Here is a 17,093-nt window from a genome sequence, read left to right on the forward strand (position 1 = left end):
CAAACAGTAACCAATAAACGATATAGACTCCTTAGAGTTCACATTGTGTCCACGCCCACACACCTACGTGATGCACTATATCGCAGATTAAACAGCAGGAACCATCCTTTTCCTTTAATTATCTTCGTGTATGAAGTAATTTATATTTTCTTTCACAATAACATCAAGGGGCAAATATTTAATAAGCGGTACCTTCTTTTTAAACACCAGGTAATCAACCATGTGATGCAGACTCCAGTAACCCTGTCCTCTTGGATTTTGATTAATTAAGAAACTGATGATTCCTTTATTCAAGAAATGAATATTTTTAGGTACCAGATCATAGCAAATCAACTTTATACTTTTAATGTGCCTTTGCTCCAGGTAAGTGGCTATTGCATAACCCTTGGAAGTAGTAACATAGATGCCCTGCAGATCAGGATTATTATCAATTACGCTATCCATCTGCTTCTGAAACAGGGAATAATTTTTCCTTTGGAGCTCAATACGATGTAAGGTATATTTATCAGAAAGGTTATTATGACTGAAATAATTACGAAACCCTTGTTCCTTTTTAATCAAGTGGCTGGCATTACCAATATCCTCATCAATATGCGCTATTAGAATCGAACAAGGATCAGGATTGACCTGACTAAAAAGCCGTCCTGCCAGCAGACCGCTTTGATACGAATCCTGCCCGATATAACTCAGTGGACTATATTCAGAAATCTGCGTATTAAAAATAATAAACGGAATTTTCATAGTGCTCCATTTATCAAAAAAAGGCAATGTTTCCTTGTAAAATAAAGGAGCCAGAATTATTCCATCAGGAGCACTATCTGTTATTTCCTGAGCCTTCTCTATAAAAGTTGCAATATTATGAGGATCAAACTTATATCTGGATACATTAATTCCAAACTGTTTAAGTTCCCGTTCTGCTTTTTCTATTCCCATCACCGCCTCATACCAATACGAGTCATTTGTATGATTAGGGACCAAAGCAACAATACGATATATCTTATTCGAGCCAAGTGCACGGGCACTATAATTCGGCTCATAATTCATCTCTTTGATGATCCTTAAAACCTTCTCTTTGACATCCTGAGATATTCGTCCCCGATCATGTAAAACACGATCTACCGTTCCAGTAGAAACTCCTGCCTTTTCGGCGATATCTTTTATACGGACAATTTTACTATTCATGAGCTCCGTAATATGGTCTGTTCCAAACCGTCTAGCATACTATTTCTGATCACCAGAGTTATTCAATTTCTTAATTTTATGCAGATTCAATGCCGCATCGATAGAGTGTGATTTATGAATATCACCCTCCGCTTTGGATAATTCAGACAGCTTCTGATAGTATTTATGCAAAACATCCATTTCAAGTTCGGTCAAATCTTCTATATCTACCATCCTATTGCTCGCTTGTTTACTTGTAGCAATCAATTCATTAAGCTTGAGCTGTATTGCTTTCGATTCTTTATTCTGCGATTTCTGAATAACAAATACCATTAAAAAGGTAATGATGGTGGTACTCGTATTAATGACTAACTGCCAGGTATCAGAATATTTAAACAAAGGCCCCGTAACAACCCATATCAGGATAATCAAAAAAGCAGTAACGAAAGCTTTAGAACTCCCTGTCAAAGCGGTTATTTTAGTTGACATCCTTTCAAAGAAAGGATCTTTTCTCTTTTTCATTAATCTGATTATTACTGAAAGATGTACAAATATATATATAGCACAAATGAAATTGGGACGATAATAAAACTTAATACGCGAATATTGAAACAGAAACAAATCCCATCTAATGGCTTGATCGAATGATGCTCAAACTAATTTTAATTCGGATTAATAAAAAATGATCTGATTATTAAATAAATATTCCATGTATAGGGCTGTAAGAATCATCAAACCTGTTACCTGATATAAATACATAAAAACTTATAAAAGAATGCTCAAACAAAAAATAAATCCATCATCACACCATACAGCGTCCATAATTTAAACCATAAAAATATATACTTATTATGTTTATCAGTAAAAAGGATTTAATTAGAACCTTCTATCCAGTATATTTGCGTTGCGAGCGCAGAAGGTGCGGAGGAGGTGCGAGTTAGGTGGATAAAAGGTGCGCTTTATTTAATAAGCAATCTAACCCAGAAACAACTTTGTTTATACTCACATTCCTATTTAACCAGAGATCCAAATTTAGTAATTTCTAAAGCATAAGCATACATTTAGTGTTATCAAAACGCATTATTGTTATTTTCGCTAAGCATATTACAAATTTAAATAATGTAATACTTCTATTACATTATTTAACCACCAAAAAAACTATTTTTGTTCCAAATTATCAAAATAGAAGTCAATATTTTATAATATTATGAAAAGAAAGTACATAAACCTGCTTTTGCCTGGATTAGTAGCCCTTAGTCTTCAGGTTAATGCACAGCAAACACCTTTAACAAAGTATATCGATCCTGCTAATATGGATCTTTCCATAAAACCAGGTGACGATTTCTATCAATATGCCAGTGGCACATGGATAAAAAACAATCCCGTTCCCGCTAAAGAAACACGCTGGGGAAGCTTTAATGTGTTACGCGATTTCAATATTAATGCAGTAAAAACCATTATAGAAACAGCAACATTAAATACAAACGCAACTCCAGGTTCAGTTGAAAAAAGAGTAGGCGATTTTTATAGCGCAGCAATGGATAGTGCTTCGATCGAAAAGTTGGGATACACGCCAATAAAACAAGATTTGCAGCGCATCAAGGCCATAAAAGATTTGAATGGCATAATCAACGAAACCGCCTTTCTTCAATCTACCGGATATGCCTCACCATTCTTTGGTTTTTACGTTGCACAAGATCGCAAATACGTAAAAAATATGGTTCCGCAGCTTTCTCAAGGAGGTACTAGCTTACCAGACCGTGATTATTATTTGAAGTCTGATGCTCGTAGCTTAAAGAGCCAGACTGCTTTTAAAACGTATATAACTACTCTATTTACCCTGACAGGTTCCACAGAAGCAATAGCAAAAAAGAATGCCGAAGTGGTTTTCAATTTTGAAAAGGCACTTGCATCAGCACAATTGAGCCGTGTTGAAATGCGCGACCCGCAGAAAACATACAATAAATTTTCACTCACTGCCTTAACCAAAACAACTCCCGTATTTGATTGGAAACCGTTGTTAAGTAAAATGAAGGTAAACGGACAAGATACTATATTAGTCAATGTTCCTTCCTTTTTCAGTTCACTTAGCACGACGGTCAAAAACACCCCCCTTAGCGATTTAAAGATCTACCTGCAGTGGAATGTATTAAAAAGCTCTGCTGCTGGTTTGAGCTCTTCATTTGTATCAGCTCAATTTACTTATAACCAGGCTTTATCCGGACAAAAGGTACAAACACCCAGATGGCAGCGCATGTCGTCTTTAACTGACAATACAATTGGCGAATTACTTGGACAGCTCTATGTGAAAACGTATTTCAAGCCAGAAGCAAAAGTAAGATTGCAGGTACTTGTAGAAAACCTCAGAAAAGCATACGAAATCCGCATCAGTAAATTGGATTGGATGAGCGACGTGACTAAAGGGAAAGCGCTAGCTAAGCTGAACGCCTTTACTCCTAAGATCGGGTATCCAGACAAATGGAAAACATACGAAGGTCTGAACATCAGTAAGACTACTTTTTTCCAAAATCTTCGCAATGCAGATATCTGGTCCTATAATGAAATGGTAAACCAGTTAGGCAAACCTGTAGACCGCACACTTTGGGGAATGACTGTTCCTACAGTAAATGCGTATTATAGCCCTGTGATGAATGAGATTGTATTCCCTGCTGGCATACTTCAATTCCCTTTCTTCGATCCTAATGCAGATGACGCAGTCAATTACGGAGGAATAGGTGCCGTTATTGGTCACGAGATGTCACATGGATTTGATGATTCAGGAAGCCAATACGACAAAGACGGAACATTACGTAACTGGTGGACAGATACAGACATGACAAAATTCAAAGCAAAGACGAAAGCATTAGGAGAGCAGTTTGATACCTATACTATTTTAGATACACTGCATGTCAATGGCAAATTGACTATGGGAGAGAACATTGGCGATTTAGGAGGTTTAAATGCAGCATACGAAGCATTTAAAATGACCAAACAAGGCCAATCAGAAGAAAAGACAGATGGATTTACACCCGATCAACGCTTCTTTCTCGCTTGGGCACAGGTTTGGAGAGGTAATATCTTACCAGAAACAGCCGCTCAGTATATTCTAACAGACCCGCATTCTCCAGGAGAATACCGTACAATTGGAACTCCTGTAAATATGGATGCCTGGTATAAAGCATTTAATGTACAGGCGGGCGATAAGCTTTATAAAAAACCGGAAGACCGTATCAGGATCTGGTAGATTAATAAACATCTTTTAAAAACAGGCTATCCAAAATATAGCCTGTTTTTTTGTTTAAAGTCTTGATTAAGACTCAGAATTAATTTGTTCAGTGCTATTCGTCCATATTGATTACTCCTGGTTAACACCTTGTATATATTGCACTTGTAACTTGCAGAACAAAATAAAACGCAAGATGCAAGTAGCAATAAGTCAAAAGCACCTGAAAATAATCTTATCCCTTCTGCTGGTTTGTTTAGTGTTCAACTGCCAATCTCAAACCGTTTTATTTACTCAGGGTTTTGCTCACAACGATTACTGGCATCAAAGGCCCTTGTACGATGCACTGGAAAATGGATACTCTTATGTAGAAGCCGATATTTATTTGCGAAACAACAAGCTGGTTGTTACCCATATTCTACCCTTCTTTAAAAAAAAGAAAACCTTGGAACAGTTGTATTTTAAGCCTTTGCTAAAAATCACTCAGGGGACTAATAAGGAAATACGAAACCTTGTTTCACCCATCACACTGATGATTGATATTAAATCGGAGGCCAATGAAACCTATTTCAAACTAGAACAACTGCTCCATAAATATGCATCCATACTTTCGAGTTATGATAATGGCAAGACGACATTTAGACAAGTTACCGTAATCATTACAGGGCGTAAACCCCATAAGCTAATGAAAGAACAAACTAGCCGCCTGGCATTTATAGATGAAGACCTGTTAAAGATTGAGCAGTCTATTGAGTCTTCCGACGTTTATCAAACTGCAAGTTGTAAATACGCCCATCTTATCAATTGGCAGGGAATTGGTGAAATACCATTGGCAGAAAAAGAAAAATTAATTAAACACGTATCTTATGCACATCAAAACGCCAAAAAAGTACGGTTATGGGCATCCCCAGAAAACACAAAAGTATGGGCAGCTTTAATAGCTTGTGGCGTAGATTTAATTAATACAGATCAGTTAGTTGAATTACGCGATTTCTTGTTAACACAGCAAATTAGTTATGCTAAAACGGAGATTAATAAATAGGTAAATAGCTTAGCATTGATCACTCTAAATCACCTGGAAGGCCAATCCTTTAGTTGCAAACTTTCTATCCCCTTAACTGCAGTACCATTTTCAGGAATTAACAAGACTGTAAAAGAACGTTTTGAGCCTTTAGGAACGTGTACTTCGAACCCAACACGGTTAGATTTGATGCCATATAAAGTATATGCCTGTTCTAACATTCCGTAAGGATAAGTAAGTTTCTTTAGGGTCCGCCCAAAAATCATTGGAGGCATTTGTAGCATAAACAGGTCTTGGTGCAATCAACGCGATTAGCATATGCTGGTCAACAGGCAACAAAGCTTCATGATCATTGAACTTTTTATAACTAGGACTAAACCAATAAGGGAACTCGGTATTGATCATTTTGATTCGTTCTCTGAATTGTCTTCTTGCCAATGCAGCACCCGCATTCCGTTATTTGCGGCTAGCTGCTCCGGATAACAATCACAAAACACCATTTATATATGTGTCTATTTGATCCGGAGCCAGCTCTTTTACGTTGAACGCCGCAATAGCATACCCACTATCGATCAGTAATTCTGCAGGCCAGAAGTCAATTTATTGATGGGAGTGGGGTCTGTATTCATCTTCTATTATAACTAAACTTCCCAGTCATTACAATCTTTTTCAAACTATCTCGCCAATGGATTATTCTGCAACTCCACATCCGGAATCCCAAATACAAACTTCGTTGGAATAGGCTTCCTGGCTGGAGTGGTTATTACAGCACGCACCTCGCCAACAAACTGGGTTACCCGATCTGTACGAACCATATCAAACCAGCGTTTACACTCTCCTATAAATTCATATCCTCTTTCCCGCATCACTAAGTCATCAAATTGAATTTGCGTTAAACCTGCCTGAAGGTCAGCAACCGAACTTGGGGAAGTAAAACTAACCCCATAGGCACGTCTCCTTACCTGATTTATAGCATCATAAGCATTAGCCGGACCGCTTAATTTATTTTCTGCTTCAGCAAAAATCAGTAGTGCATCCACATAGCGGTAAAAGTAGAAGTCGTTCCCGTTACCAGTGTCTGCAGGCGCATTGGGGTCTTTATATTTACCCATCCGCAAATCATAATTGTTAGCATCTACTTCGGCATTGTTGACCACACCGTTAATAATATAAGTCTTGTATAAACTGAACTGTTTGCGCAAATCATTGTCATCCCATCCTGCAATTAAAGGAGCTTTTGAGATAATACCACCAAACTTGTTACCACTCACCGAATATCCTGCAGCCTTAGCTTTTGAATCGGCCCAATAAGAAGCCCAAAAACTTCCACCATTTACAAACTGAGAGAACTTCAAAGAAAATACATCCTCTTTGTTAGTGGCCAAAACAGGAGAATAAACAGTTGCTAAAGAAGGCTCCAGTTCGTAACCGTATAAAGCTTTATTATCAATTACTTCCTTGGCCTTATCCCTTGCGTTGGTATAATCTTTCCTGGTGAGATACACATCTGCCAACATAACTTTAGCGGCACCCGATGTTGCCCTTCCTGCCTGTGCAGAAGGAATAGTTGCAGGTAGATTTGTTTCGGCAACCTTAAGATCCTTAATGACTGCATCATAAATATCCACCTCATCCGATAGCGTCAATGCCACATCGTTTGAATTAACTATTGGAGCCAATCGCAATGGTGCTCTTCCCCAAACCCGCACAATGTTATAATAACACAATGCCCGTATAAAATAAGCTTCTCCATAAGCTCTGCTTTTGATCCCTTCATCCAGTGTGGTGTTGGCATCCAGATTGCTGATCAGCAAGTTAGCCTTTCCCACAGCTTCATAAATGGTAATCCAGCTATCGCCAACACTATTCGGGCTGCTTAATAAATTGGTATAATCACTGGCATTCTTCTGACTGGCACCTCCATCTGCATAATCGCTCATCAGTTCAAGATATAAACCTAATCTCGACTCCCATAACCTTCCCCGTGCCCGTGTGAGTGGTTCATATACCCCAATAATGGTTTGTTCCAACAGGATCGGATTCAGTTCCCCCAGACTGATAGTCGCTTTAGGATTCTCTTCCAATAGTTTTTCACATCCGCTTGTACTGATTATGATCAGCACTAAAAAGAGGATCCGTACATATATATTTTTTTTCATCGTCGTATTGTTAATGCGATCAGTTAAAAATTTGCACTCAACCCTAGTGTCCACACTTTGGCTGTTGGGTATGCACCTAAATCGACCCCTTGCCTACGGTCATTTCCATTGAATGAATTTACCTCAGGATCAAAGCCGGAATACTTCGTAAATGTGATTTGATTCTGGCCACTTACATAGATATTTATACTCTTTACGGAGCCCAGTTTAGCTGTATTGATCATATAATCCAACCGGATATTTCGCATCCTGAAAAAATCACCACTTTCCATAAATCTAGAAGATACCCTGTTGGCCGTACTTACCCTTTCACTAGGAAAAGGAAACAACTCATTGATCACCTTAGCCTTATTATATTGATTTGCAACCCCTACCGAACTGAGGTTTGAAAGATTAACGTTATTGATTAATGAGCCGCTCACCCCTGCCCAAACCATGCTGAATGTTAACCGTTTGTATTTCAAAAGCGAGTTAACACCATAGTATAAATTGGGGTATGGACTTCCCAGAATCTGATTATCAAGCGCATTGATCATATCCGTTCCATCTGCGTTCTTATCTCCATTTAAATTCTCGTGCAGGGGGAGTCCATCGGGATCAAGCCCGATAAATTTAGGTCCATAAAATACGGATAGAGGTTCCCCGACACGGATAATACTGATACTACCAGACTTATCATCTCCCCCTATTGAAGCAGAAAGATCCTGGTTGTCTTTAGTCTTAGTGACCTTATTTTTATTCTGGGATAGGTTGAAGTCCAGCGAAAAGGTCCAATCCTTCGTATTCACCACATTTGTGCCTAGAGATAACTCCCAACCTTTATTCTCGACCTCACCCACATTGTCAATAATCTGATTAACCCCTGCACTTGGTGCAATCTGAACAAATGCCAGTAAATCTTTAGTTTCTTTTAGATAATAGTCAAACGTCAACCTGAACTTTTCATTTAAGAACCCTGCATCCAAACCAACATTCGCCTGAGCCGTAGTTTCCCATTTTAAATTAGGATTAGGAAAAGTAGGAGAAAGGCCTACGGCAAGACCTGTACCTGCTCCCTGACCGGTATTAACCGTCCGGCCTAGAGATAGCGATTGGTAAGGACTAATAGCAGGATTACCTGCCTCACCCCAACTGACCCTAAGTTTAAAGTTTGATACCCATTCCTTATTTTTCAAAAAGGGCTCTTCAGATAGGCGCCATGCAGCTGATACAGAAGGGAAGACCCCATACTTATTATTTGCTGCAAATACAGAAGCCCCGTCACGCCTGATACTGGCAGAGAACAGGTATTTATCTGATAAGTTAAGACGCAACCTGGCAAATGAGGAGATGATCGTATTTTCAATCACATCCGTAATTGGCTTGCTAATCGTACTGGCCGAATTGAAATTATAATTCTTAAGCACATCGCTTGCGAAACCTGTAGCAGAGAGGTCAATCAGGTTATAACGCTCTTGCTGAATAGATACTCCAGCAGTGGCCTCCAGATTTGTCTTTTTAGAAAAGTCATATTTATACTCCAGGAAATCTTCCGCTAAAGCAGAGGTCTTATCATAACGTCCCAACTCTGCAGCACCAACATTGTTCCCTAACCGAGGCAGGATTTTTGGGAAATAAAGATCCCTGCGGATATCATAATAGTCAGCCGATAACCTGGTATTATTAGTCAGCCCTTTAAAAAATACTGCCTTAATATCCAACCCTCCCTGCACACGTGTAGTCATATTCTGATCCATCACCTCTTTAGCCAAAGCGACAGGATTTTCTGCATCGATCCCATTAAAGCTAAAAGGAGTAATATTGGAATAAGAACCATCTTCATTTTTAACAGGCACTGTAGGCGAAGCAAGAAGTGTAGAACCTATGCCCGACTTGCCAAAATTTCTTGCTGCATTCCCTAAAGAAGGAGAAAAGCCTTTCTGCATCGCTCTGGACACCGTGATGCGACTTAATACACTCACTCGGTCACTTATTTTACTATCCATATTCAGGCGCATAGAACCCCGTTTATAGCCCGTATTGATTACTACTCCATCCTGACTGATGTATCCACCGGAAACATAATACCGGTTTTTATCTGTTCCACCGGAAATACTCAGACTATTGTTAGTCACCGGCGCTGTGGTAAAAACTTCATCCTGCCAATCTGTACTTACTGTAGGAATAAAATTTACTATTGAAGCAGGGACAGGCAAATTGGAGTTGGTATAAAATCGGTTTACATAATCCACATATTCCGCACTATTCATCATCTCAATCCGGTTAGTCACTTGCTGCTGTCCGAAAGAACTTTCAAAAGAAACCACTGCTTTTCCTATTCTACCCGATTTAGTAGTAATCATTACGACCCCATTTGCCCCACGGGAACCATATATGGCAGTAGCCGATGCATCTTTTAATATTTCGATGGATTGAATATCCGAAGGATTGATTGTGGCCAGACCATTTGCACCTCGCACATCATCGTTAAATTGAGGAAGCCCATCGATTACGTATAAAGGTTCATTTCCGCCGGCAATGGACGAAACACCACGAATCCGCATGCTGATACCCCCTCCAGGCTGTCCGGAAGCCTGCTGGACCTGCACTCCGGCAACTCTCCCCTGAATCGCTTTCTCAATACTCGTTACCGGAATTTCATTGATTTGCCTGGCATCAATGGAGGCAACAGATCCCGTTAAATCACTTTTACGCTGTGTGCCATAACCAGTAACCACTACAGCCTCCAGAAACTTTGCCGCTTCAATCATCTTTACGTTGATTACTGTTCGTCCGTTTACAGCAAATCCCTGAGTTTCAAAGCCGATATAAGTAAAGACAAGCACAGCATTCTGATCAGGCACTGAGATACTATATCCTCCATTCAGGTTAGAAACAATCCCCGTCGATGTCCCTTTCACCCTAATACTAACACCGGGAAGTGGAATATTCTTTTCATCCCTGATCGTTCCAGTGATAACAATAGCTTTCTTGTCTATTACAGAAGTATATTCCAGGGGCTTAACGATGATTGTCTGGTTCTTGATAATATAACTTAAAGGCTGGTTAGCGAAGCAATATTCAAGCACTTTCTGAAGATGTTCATTGATAAAGCGGACATCAACAGGTTTAGATCTTTTGAGTTCGTCCACATCATAAAAAACATCAAACTCTGTTTGCGTTTCAATTTGTTTCAGTACCTGTTTAAGCGTTGCATCCCTTTTCACATAGGAAACCCTTTGCGCAACACTATTTGCACTAACCTGCATGAGGCCAATGAACAATATTATAAACGTCAGGTTTATCCGCATGATTAGTCCTTTATTCAGTAATGCCTTACTTCTTATAAATTTAAAGCAATCATTACTATTATTAAAATTTGAATGGGTTAGTATTCCAAATTTACTGCCACTGGCATCATTATACAGGAACAGTTTTTGAGCATAAAATTTCATACATTTGGTTAGTTTATGGTTCATTGTAGGCGCAAAATTTACGATTGAAAACTTAAACTAGAACCGGGAGTAGGTCCAATTACTCCTGGTTCATTTTAGTATTCTATAGGTAAGAGTTAATTCATCACAATCACCCTCCTTCCTTCTACTTTAAAACGAACAGATCCGGTTAATTCGAGAATTTCCAAGACTTGATTTATACTTTTAAAACGGGAAATAGAGCCTCCGAAAGCTTTGTTCACATATTTATTCCCTGAATACTCCACATCCACATCATACCATCGGGATATTTGTCTCATGATTACCACTAAACTTTGGTCATTAAAGACAAACTTTTCATTCTTCCATGCCATAGTTTCCTCCAGATCCCCATCCTGAACGAGCACCGAAGCATTTCCTTTAATAACGGATTGCTGACCGGGAATCAAAACCCGTGTAAGCTGTGTACTGTTTTGTAACACCCTGATGCTACCTTCCAAAAGAGTAGTTTTAGTTTCATTTTCATCCGCATAGCTATTGACGTTGAAATGCGTTCCCAAAACTTCCACTTCCTGATTCCGGTTCTGCACCTTAAAAGGCATAGTCTTGTTAGATGTCACTTCGAAATACGCTTCACCGTTCAGCTCCACTTTCCGTTCCTTACCAATAAAAGAAGTCGGGTATTTCAATGAAGTTGCCGCATTGAGCCATACATGTGTACCATCAGGCAACACAATCTGATACTGGCCTCCACGGGGAGTTGTAATCGTATTATAGGCTAATGCCTTGGGAGGATACTCAGTCTCCAAAAGGGTATAGATCAACTTTCCATCTGCAGTCTTGGTAATCTGCACCCCATTCTCTTTGGCAATTTTACCACTTGAAGCATCTGTCAATGATATTTTAGATCCATCTGCCAATGTAATAAAGGCTTTATTGCTCCCTGGCACAATCACATCTTTAGACTTATTAACAACCTTTACTAATTTCTGCTGATGAACGGTATTATTGTTATTCGTGTAGAACAACAAGCCTACAGAAATAACAAGCAATACAGCAGCAGCTACTGCTACTCGTGGCCACAGTTTAGTTACCTTCTTACTTTCTTCAGGCCATAATTTAATCTCCTTGTTCTTATCTTTTAAGGGAAGCCCCCTTCTTATTTTAGCCAGATCCGCTGCTATTTCCTTATCGCTCAAATCAAATTCAGTCACATGACTAAACATGATCCAGTTTTCAATAATGGTTATTTCTTCATCAGTACAAGTACCCGCTTGAAATTTAGAAAGGAGTGTTTTAGCATCTTGATCTTGCATACCCTTGGGGATTATTATTCTTAATATATACAAGACACCGAACCCAGCATAAAGGGTTAAAAGAAAATAGTTTTTTTTATCAGAAAAAAAGTTTAGGGATAGATTAGAAAGATCAGGAAAAACATCGAGCCTAATTTAGCCCTCAGAATCTTTATAGCATGATGCATGTGGCTTTTAACCGTTTCCTCAGAAAGGTTTAATTCCTGAGCTATTTCCCCCCGCGAATAGTGGTCTTTCCGGCTTAACTCAAACACCTGCCTCATCTTATAAGGTAGTGCTTGAATTTCTTTTTCTATAAAAGCAGTTAGCTCCTTTTGCTGCAAAAGCTCATCTGCTGCAAATAGATTGTTATCCATATACTGCTGGAAGGATTCCACATATGCAGACGAAATTTTCTTATGTTTAATTAAATTTAAAACCCTATTCCGAACTGCTGTAAATAAATAAGCGGACAGTCCTAGCTTGACGTCCAGAAAGCTTCTGCGTTCCCAAAGTAACAGGAATAGCTCATGAATAAGATCCTTCGCTTCTTCCCTGTCATTCAGCTTCTTATAAGCAAAGGCGTAGAGAATACCATGATAACGGTCATAAATTTCTGTATACGCTTCCTTACTATCCTGCTTTAACAGCACAACTAGTTCTGAATCGGAAATAGAACTTAAAAAGGGCATCTGTCATTGGTTATATACAAATATAATGATGAGAGTGCTAATATTCAGATAAATCCAGCTATATTTCTCTGTACCGTTTAACCTATTACCCTACCCATAAATGGATCACTGAAACTACTTATGCCAGTTTCCACTCTTCCCGCAAACCTTTGTTCATATTGGTCATGACCTTTTACTTTTATACTAAAGTCATACCAGCTGTAGCTCTTACTTAAATCCAAAACAACAACACCAGATTCCCCAGACACCTTAATTGTTTTGGTGGCGCCGCCGTATGCCAAATCAGTTACCATAATCTCCTTTAACTGCTCTGGCCGCTCATTAATTAGGGTTAACTCCACATTTCCAGTTAACTTATTCTTGTATAACCTATTCCGTTGATACTCGAATAAGACCTTTACAGATGGATCTGAATGGTCACCTTTAAATTCCCTATAAAACCCATTAGGACCATACACCCGAAGGTGATATATTTTATTTTCAAAGGTATTCAAGGCAATTAAATCACTAATTTCTCCCTGAGCTTGAACAGCATATGACCGAAGTCGCATGTTTTCCCATTTTAGCAACCCATTAACATCTTTAGAAGATGTCTTTCCCGGAAAATATAAATTAAATGGCGATCCTGCTGTTTGCTTTCCAAAAACCTCTGTTTTCGATTTAAGATTCAAAACAAATCCCTGCTGCTTTGCATCATAATAACCGTCAGCATAAACTTGATAAGGAATAGAATTGGAAAGTTTTATTCCCTTTTCTTGAGCAGGAACTACTGTATTTGCTAATGGATTCGTTTTTACATGTTCAATATCTTGCTCCCTCAAAACCGTATAACCTGAGGGCAATGCCTTAAATTGCGCTTTATGGATACTTTGAATAAAAACATCCTTCTCTACTGGTGCAGGATTTTTAACAGCCTTATCCGGTGAAGGCCTGAATACAGAAGTTAAGTCTCCGCAAACTACACGTCGCCAATCGCTTATCTCCGGTTGATTCAACTTCTTTCCTGTCTTTTTAGATAACCAATGTTCTAAAAATTGCAGATTAGAAGTATGGTCAAATACCTGGGAATTTACCCATCCCCCTTTCGTCCAGGGTGAAACGACTAACATGGGCACCCTAAATCCAAGTCCTATAGGACTTTCACGCTGGTCTTCAAATCCCCGCTGCTTTTCTTGTTCCAGACTGACATGCTCTACCCGAGTATCAATTCCGTTTGAAACTTTACCCGTATCTGGTCTTGCGCTATGTGGAGGTAGAAAAGGAGGTACATGATCAAAGTAGCCATCATTCTCATCATAAGTAATAATGAAAATAGTTTTCTTCCACGTCTCCGGATTCTTAGTCAGTATATCCATCACCTCTGAAATATACCAGGCACCATACCATGGAGATCCTGGATGATCTGAAAAATGGGACGACGGTACTAACCAGGAAACTGCCGGCAGCTGTCCAGCATCAACATCTTGTCTAAACTGATGCAAAACATCTCCTTTAGGTACTTTCATTTTTCGGGTTACATCATCATCCATGTAATCCATCTCTACCAGCTGATGATAATCAGGATCCTCACTATTGGTTACAAACGCTTTGCGATGAATACTTTTGTCCCTTTCCGACAGTTGTTCAAAACGCTGTTTATTCCATTTCTCCATATCATCCTGAGTCGATTTTAATAGCTGTTCTTTCTCTTGGAGTATCTTTAGCAAATTACCATCGCCAGGAGCTACTTTTAATTGATCCCTTAATTCTATAACCTCCTTTTGAATCGCAAGAGATCTATTCGTCAGAAAATCAAGATGTTTTACATGCAAGCGAACATTAAACTGAGAGAAAAATTCCAGGTCATTATCAGTGAAATTAGCTAACCAGTCTTCTTCCTCTCCCTGAAAACCAACAGGAATACTTAACTCATTTTGGTAGGCCTTCCATGAAATCCCTAAGTCTTCCAACCGCTCAGGAAAGGTAGTCCAATGAATATCTTTATGATCAATTTCATCATTCCATATATGCGCTTTGGAATTTTCATCCTGTTCTGCCCGCAATGTGCCTGTCCAGAAAAATAAGCGATTAGGACTCGTACCGGTCAAAGCGGAACAAAAATGCTGATCGCAAACTGTAAACGCATCTGCTAACGCATAATAAAAAGGAATATCGGTTCGGTTGTAATACCCCATGGTTAAAGGCATATTAGCAAACTCTTTATTACCTGATTTTTTACTTTCCAGCCATTTATCCATCTTCCCACCATTTAAAGCATCCACTTGATTTTCCCACGAATGGGGAAGTGAGCTCATCCAGGTCGATTTAGTGTCTTTAAGATTTAATCGGAACGGAGCATAAGTCTCTCTCGAAGCATTGGTTTGTAACCAAACCGGATTATTGTTAGCCAAATGAATTGCCCTGGGATCATTAAAACCGCGGACACCGTTTAAAGTACCGAAACAATGATCAAAAGAACGATTCTCCTGCATCAAAAAAACCACATGTTCCGCGTCCATATACGTACTTCCCGCTGCGGCATCAATAGCAAGAGCCTGCTGTATAGATGCTGGCATGATGCTAAATAATCCTGCTGCACCCGTCAGTAAACCCGCCTTTTTTATAAATACTCTTCTGCTCTCATTCATGTATCTGAAAATAAATATTATTATTTATCCCACCAAACTTTGGTATTAATATCGTCTGGACCTTGCCTTGTGATGGCTTCATTTAAATTTACAGGGTTTTGTGACTGCTCATTTAACGGATACTTGTAGCGCACAGGTATTCTGCCACCGTTCTGATTATCAGGACCTGCTGCAAGTACAGGAAATCCGGTGCGTCTCCATTCAAACCAATTTTCCAATCCAGTATAGAACAGGGAAATCCACTTTTGTGTAATAATTTGTTTCAAAGCGTTTGAACTATCATATATCACCCCATTACGAGTTAAATAATCACTTGGCATAGTTGAATTCAAATAGGTGAAAGCACCTGAAACACCATGCTCATAATAGGTTTGAGCTGTAGTAGTCGTCGTGATCAGATTCTTTAGCCTTGCCTCTGCAAGAAGGAACTGCAACTCCGGATAAGCCATAATATATCCTTTTGCTACAAGAAGCCCTGCCGAAGTAATCGAATTTTCATAATAAAAACTTCCAATTCTACTGATGTTATTTGAACCTCCGTTATATTTCAATGCCTCAGTATCACTTAATCCGTTTGGCATTCCCACATATACAGGAGCGCCTGCCGTTACAGACGCAGAGGTAGGTCTCGCGAAAATAGCTAGTCGCGGATCGCCAAATGCCTGCAAGACATCACTAAAAGTTTTACTTAAGCGGAATTCATCAAATCCACCAATTCTATTCGTGTAGTTCGGAAACTGATTTGGAGCCTCTGCGTAATAAGAGTAGTCCCCATCATCTGCGTTATTTTCAAACAATGGGTTGACTGTCGGATTATCTAAAATCGCCTGTAGCTTTACTTTTACATCTACTTTCGCCGAAATCCGCATGAGATTCCTGACGCGCAGACTATTGGCTAACTTTCTCCATTTCAAGATATCGCCCTGGTAGATCAGATCTCCTCCAACTGAAGATGCAGAGGTAGAAAGAATGGTGTTAGCCGTTTCAAGATCTTTTAAGATACCCGTATAAATCTCTTCCTGTTTGTCATATTTAGGCTTCAGGATATTCTGATCGCCAGCAGTCGCTTCACTGTAAGGCGCATCTCCATAGGTATCGGTGATAGTGGAAAACATCCACGATTTCAGGATTAAAGCAATTCCTTCGTAAGCAGGCTGAGAGGAAGATGCTGCCAGTTCCGATAATTTTTTAATATCCCTTAAATTCGTATAAAAAGAATTCCAGATATTATCCCTATTTCCCCAAATATAGCGGTCGTCGTCTACAAACTGATATTTTGCTGTTTGTTGAACGACTAGCGTACCCACGCCCCAGGCCTCACCCATCGTGGCATTTACAGAGGAGCGAATCACCGAAGGAAGCAACAGGTCCGGCGTAATGATCGTAATGGCGTTCTTATCATCATTTATATCAGCGAAATCCTTGGTACATCCGGCTAATAACACCAAGCCGTTTAGCAGGATATAAGAAAGCAATAGTTTAGAATATTTCATCTTTAGCTC

At 39.3% G+C, this 17,093-nt stretch carries 12 protein-coding genes; 2 read left to right on the plus strand and 10 right to left on the minus strand.

Going from position 1 to position 17,093, the window contains the following annotated elements; genetic code table 11:
• Nucleotides 1-114: 114 nt before the first annotated feature.
• Both BFL47_RS05835 and BFL47_RS05840 read right to left on the minus strand, forming a co-directional pair.
• A complete protein-coding gene (locus BFL47_RS05835; protein ID WP_069658874.1) occupies nucleotides 115-1,182 on the minus strand; it encodes a substrate-binding domain-containing protein in 1,068 nt (355 codons plus the stop codon).
• Nucleotides 1,183-1,221: 39 nt separating this feature from the next.
• Nucleotides 1,222-1,683, minus strand: coding sequence for a low affinity iron permease family protein (locus BFL47_RS05840; protein WP_069658875.1), 462 nt, complete (start codon nucleotides 1,681-1,683; stop codon nucleotides 1,222-1,224).
• A gap of 685 nt (nucleotides 1,684-2,368) precedes the next feature.
• Between BFL47_RS05840 and BFL47_RS05845 the strand changes: the two genes are divergently transcribed.
• Together BFL47_RS05845 and BFL47_RS05850 are read left to right on the plus strand one after the other, a co-directional pair.
• Nucleotides 2,369-4,405 (plus strand): M13 family metallopeptidase, encoded by a 2,037-nt coding sequence (locus tag BFL47_RS05845; protein ID WP_069658876.1) that lies wholly within the window; start codon nucleotides 2,369-2,371, stop codon nucleotides 4,403-4,405.
• A gap of 175 nt (nucleotides 4,406-4,580) precedes the next feature.
• The gene (locus BFL47_RS05850) at nucleotides 4,581-5,426 is read left to right on the plus strand and encodes a phosphatidylinositol-specific phospholipase C/glycerophosphodiester phosphodiesterase family protein (protein ID WP_069658877.1); all 846 of its coding nucleotides are present in this window, start codon (nucleotides 4,581-4,583) and stop codon (nucleotides 5,424-5,426) included.
• A 29-nt stretch (nucleotides 5,427-5,455) separates the two neighbouring features.
• On the opposite strand, the gene BFL47_RS19740 is transcribed toward BFL47_RS05850, so the two are convergent.
• From BFL47_RS19740 to BFL47_RS05885, 8 genes are all read right to left on the minus strand, one after another.
• Complete coding sequence (locus tag BFL47_RS19740) at nucleotides 5,456-5,626, minus strand: hypothetical protein (protein ID WP_170827279.1); 171 nt, start codon at nucleotides 5,624-5,626, stop codon at nucleotides 5,456-5,458.
• A complete protein-coding gene (locus BFL47_RS20470; RefSeq protein ID WP_139125770.1) occupies nucleotides 5,586-5,810 on the minus strand; it encodes a glucuronyl esterase domain-containing protein in 225 nt (74 codons plus the stop codon). Before BFL47_RS20470 ends, BFL47_RS19740 begins: the two co-directional genes overlap by 41 nt.
• Before the next feature lie 269 nt (nucleotides 5,811-6,079).
• Nucleotides 6,080-7,564, minus strand: a complete 1,485-nt coding sequence (locus BFL47_RS05860) for a RagB/SusD family nutrient uptake outer membrane protein (RefSeq protein ID WP_069658879.1) — start codon at nucleotides 7,562-7,564, stop codon at nucleotides 6,080-6,082.
• A gap of 23 nt (nucleotides 7,565-7,587) precedes the next feature.
• Complete coding sequence (locus BFL47_RS05865) at nucleotides 7,588-10,998, minus strand: TonB-dependent receptor (RefSeq protein ID WP_245681317.1); 3,411 nt, start codon at nucleotides 10,996-10,998, stop codon at nucleotides 7,588-7,590.
• A gap of 116 nt (nucleotides 10,999-11,114) precedes the next feature.
• Nucleotides 11,115-12,293 carry a FecR family protein gene (locus BFL47_RS05870; RefSeq protein ID WP_069658880.1) on the minus strand — a complete coding sequence of 393 codons (1,179 nt, stop codon included), beginning with the start codon at nucleotides 12,291-12,293 and terminating at the stop codon, nucleotides 11,115-11,117.
• A gap of 92 nt (nucleotides 12,294-12,385) precedes the next feature.
• A complete protein-coding gene (locus tag BFL47_RS05875) occupies nucleotides 12,386-12,964 on the minus strand; it encodes an RNA polymerase sigma factor (protein WP_069658881.1) in 579 nt (192 codons plus the stop codon).
• A 77-nt stretch (nucleotides 12,965-13,041) separates the two neighbouring features.
• Nucleotides 13,042-15,591: a phosphocholine-specific phospholipase C gene (locus BFL47_RS05880; RefSeq protein WP_069658882.1), complete on the minus strand. Its 2,550-nt coding sequence runs from the start codon at nucleotides 15,589-15,591 to the stop codon at nucleotides 13,042-13,044.
• A gap of 20 nt (nucleotides 15,592-15,611) precedes the next feature.
• Entirely contained in the window at nucleotides 15,612-17,084 is a 1,473-nt protein-coding gene (locus BFL47_RS05885) for a SusD/RagB family nutrient-binding outer membrane lipoprotein (RefSeq protein WP_069658883.1), read from the minus strand.
• Between the last annotated feature and the right edge of the window lie 9 nt (nucleotides 17,085-17,093).

The organism is Arcticibacter eurypsychrophilus, assembly GCF_001730525.1.
Taxonomy (GTDB): Bacteria; Bacteroidota; Bacteroidia; order Sphingobacteriales; family Sphingobacteriaceae; genus Arcticibacter; species Arcticibacter eurypsychrophilus.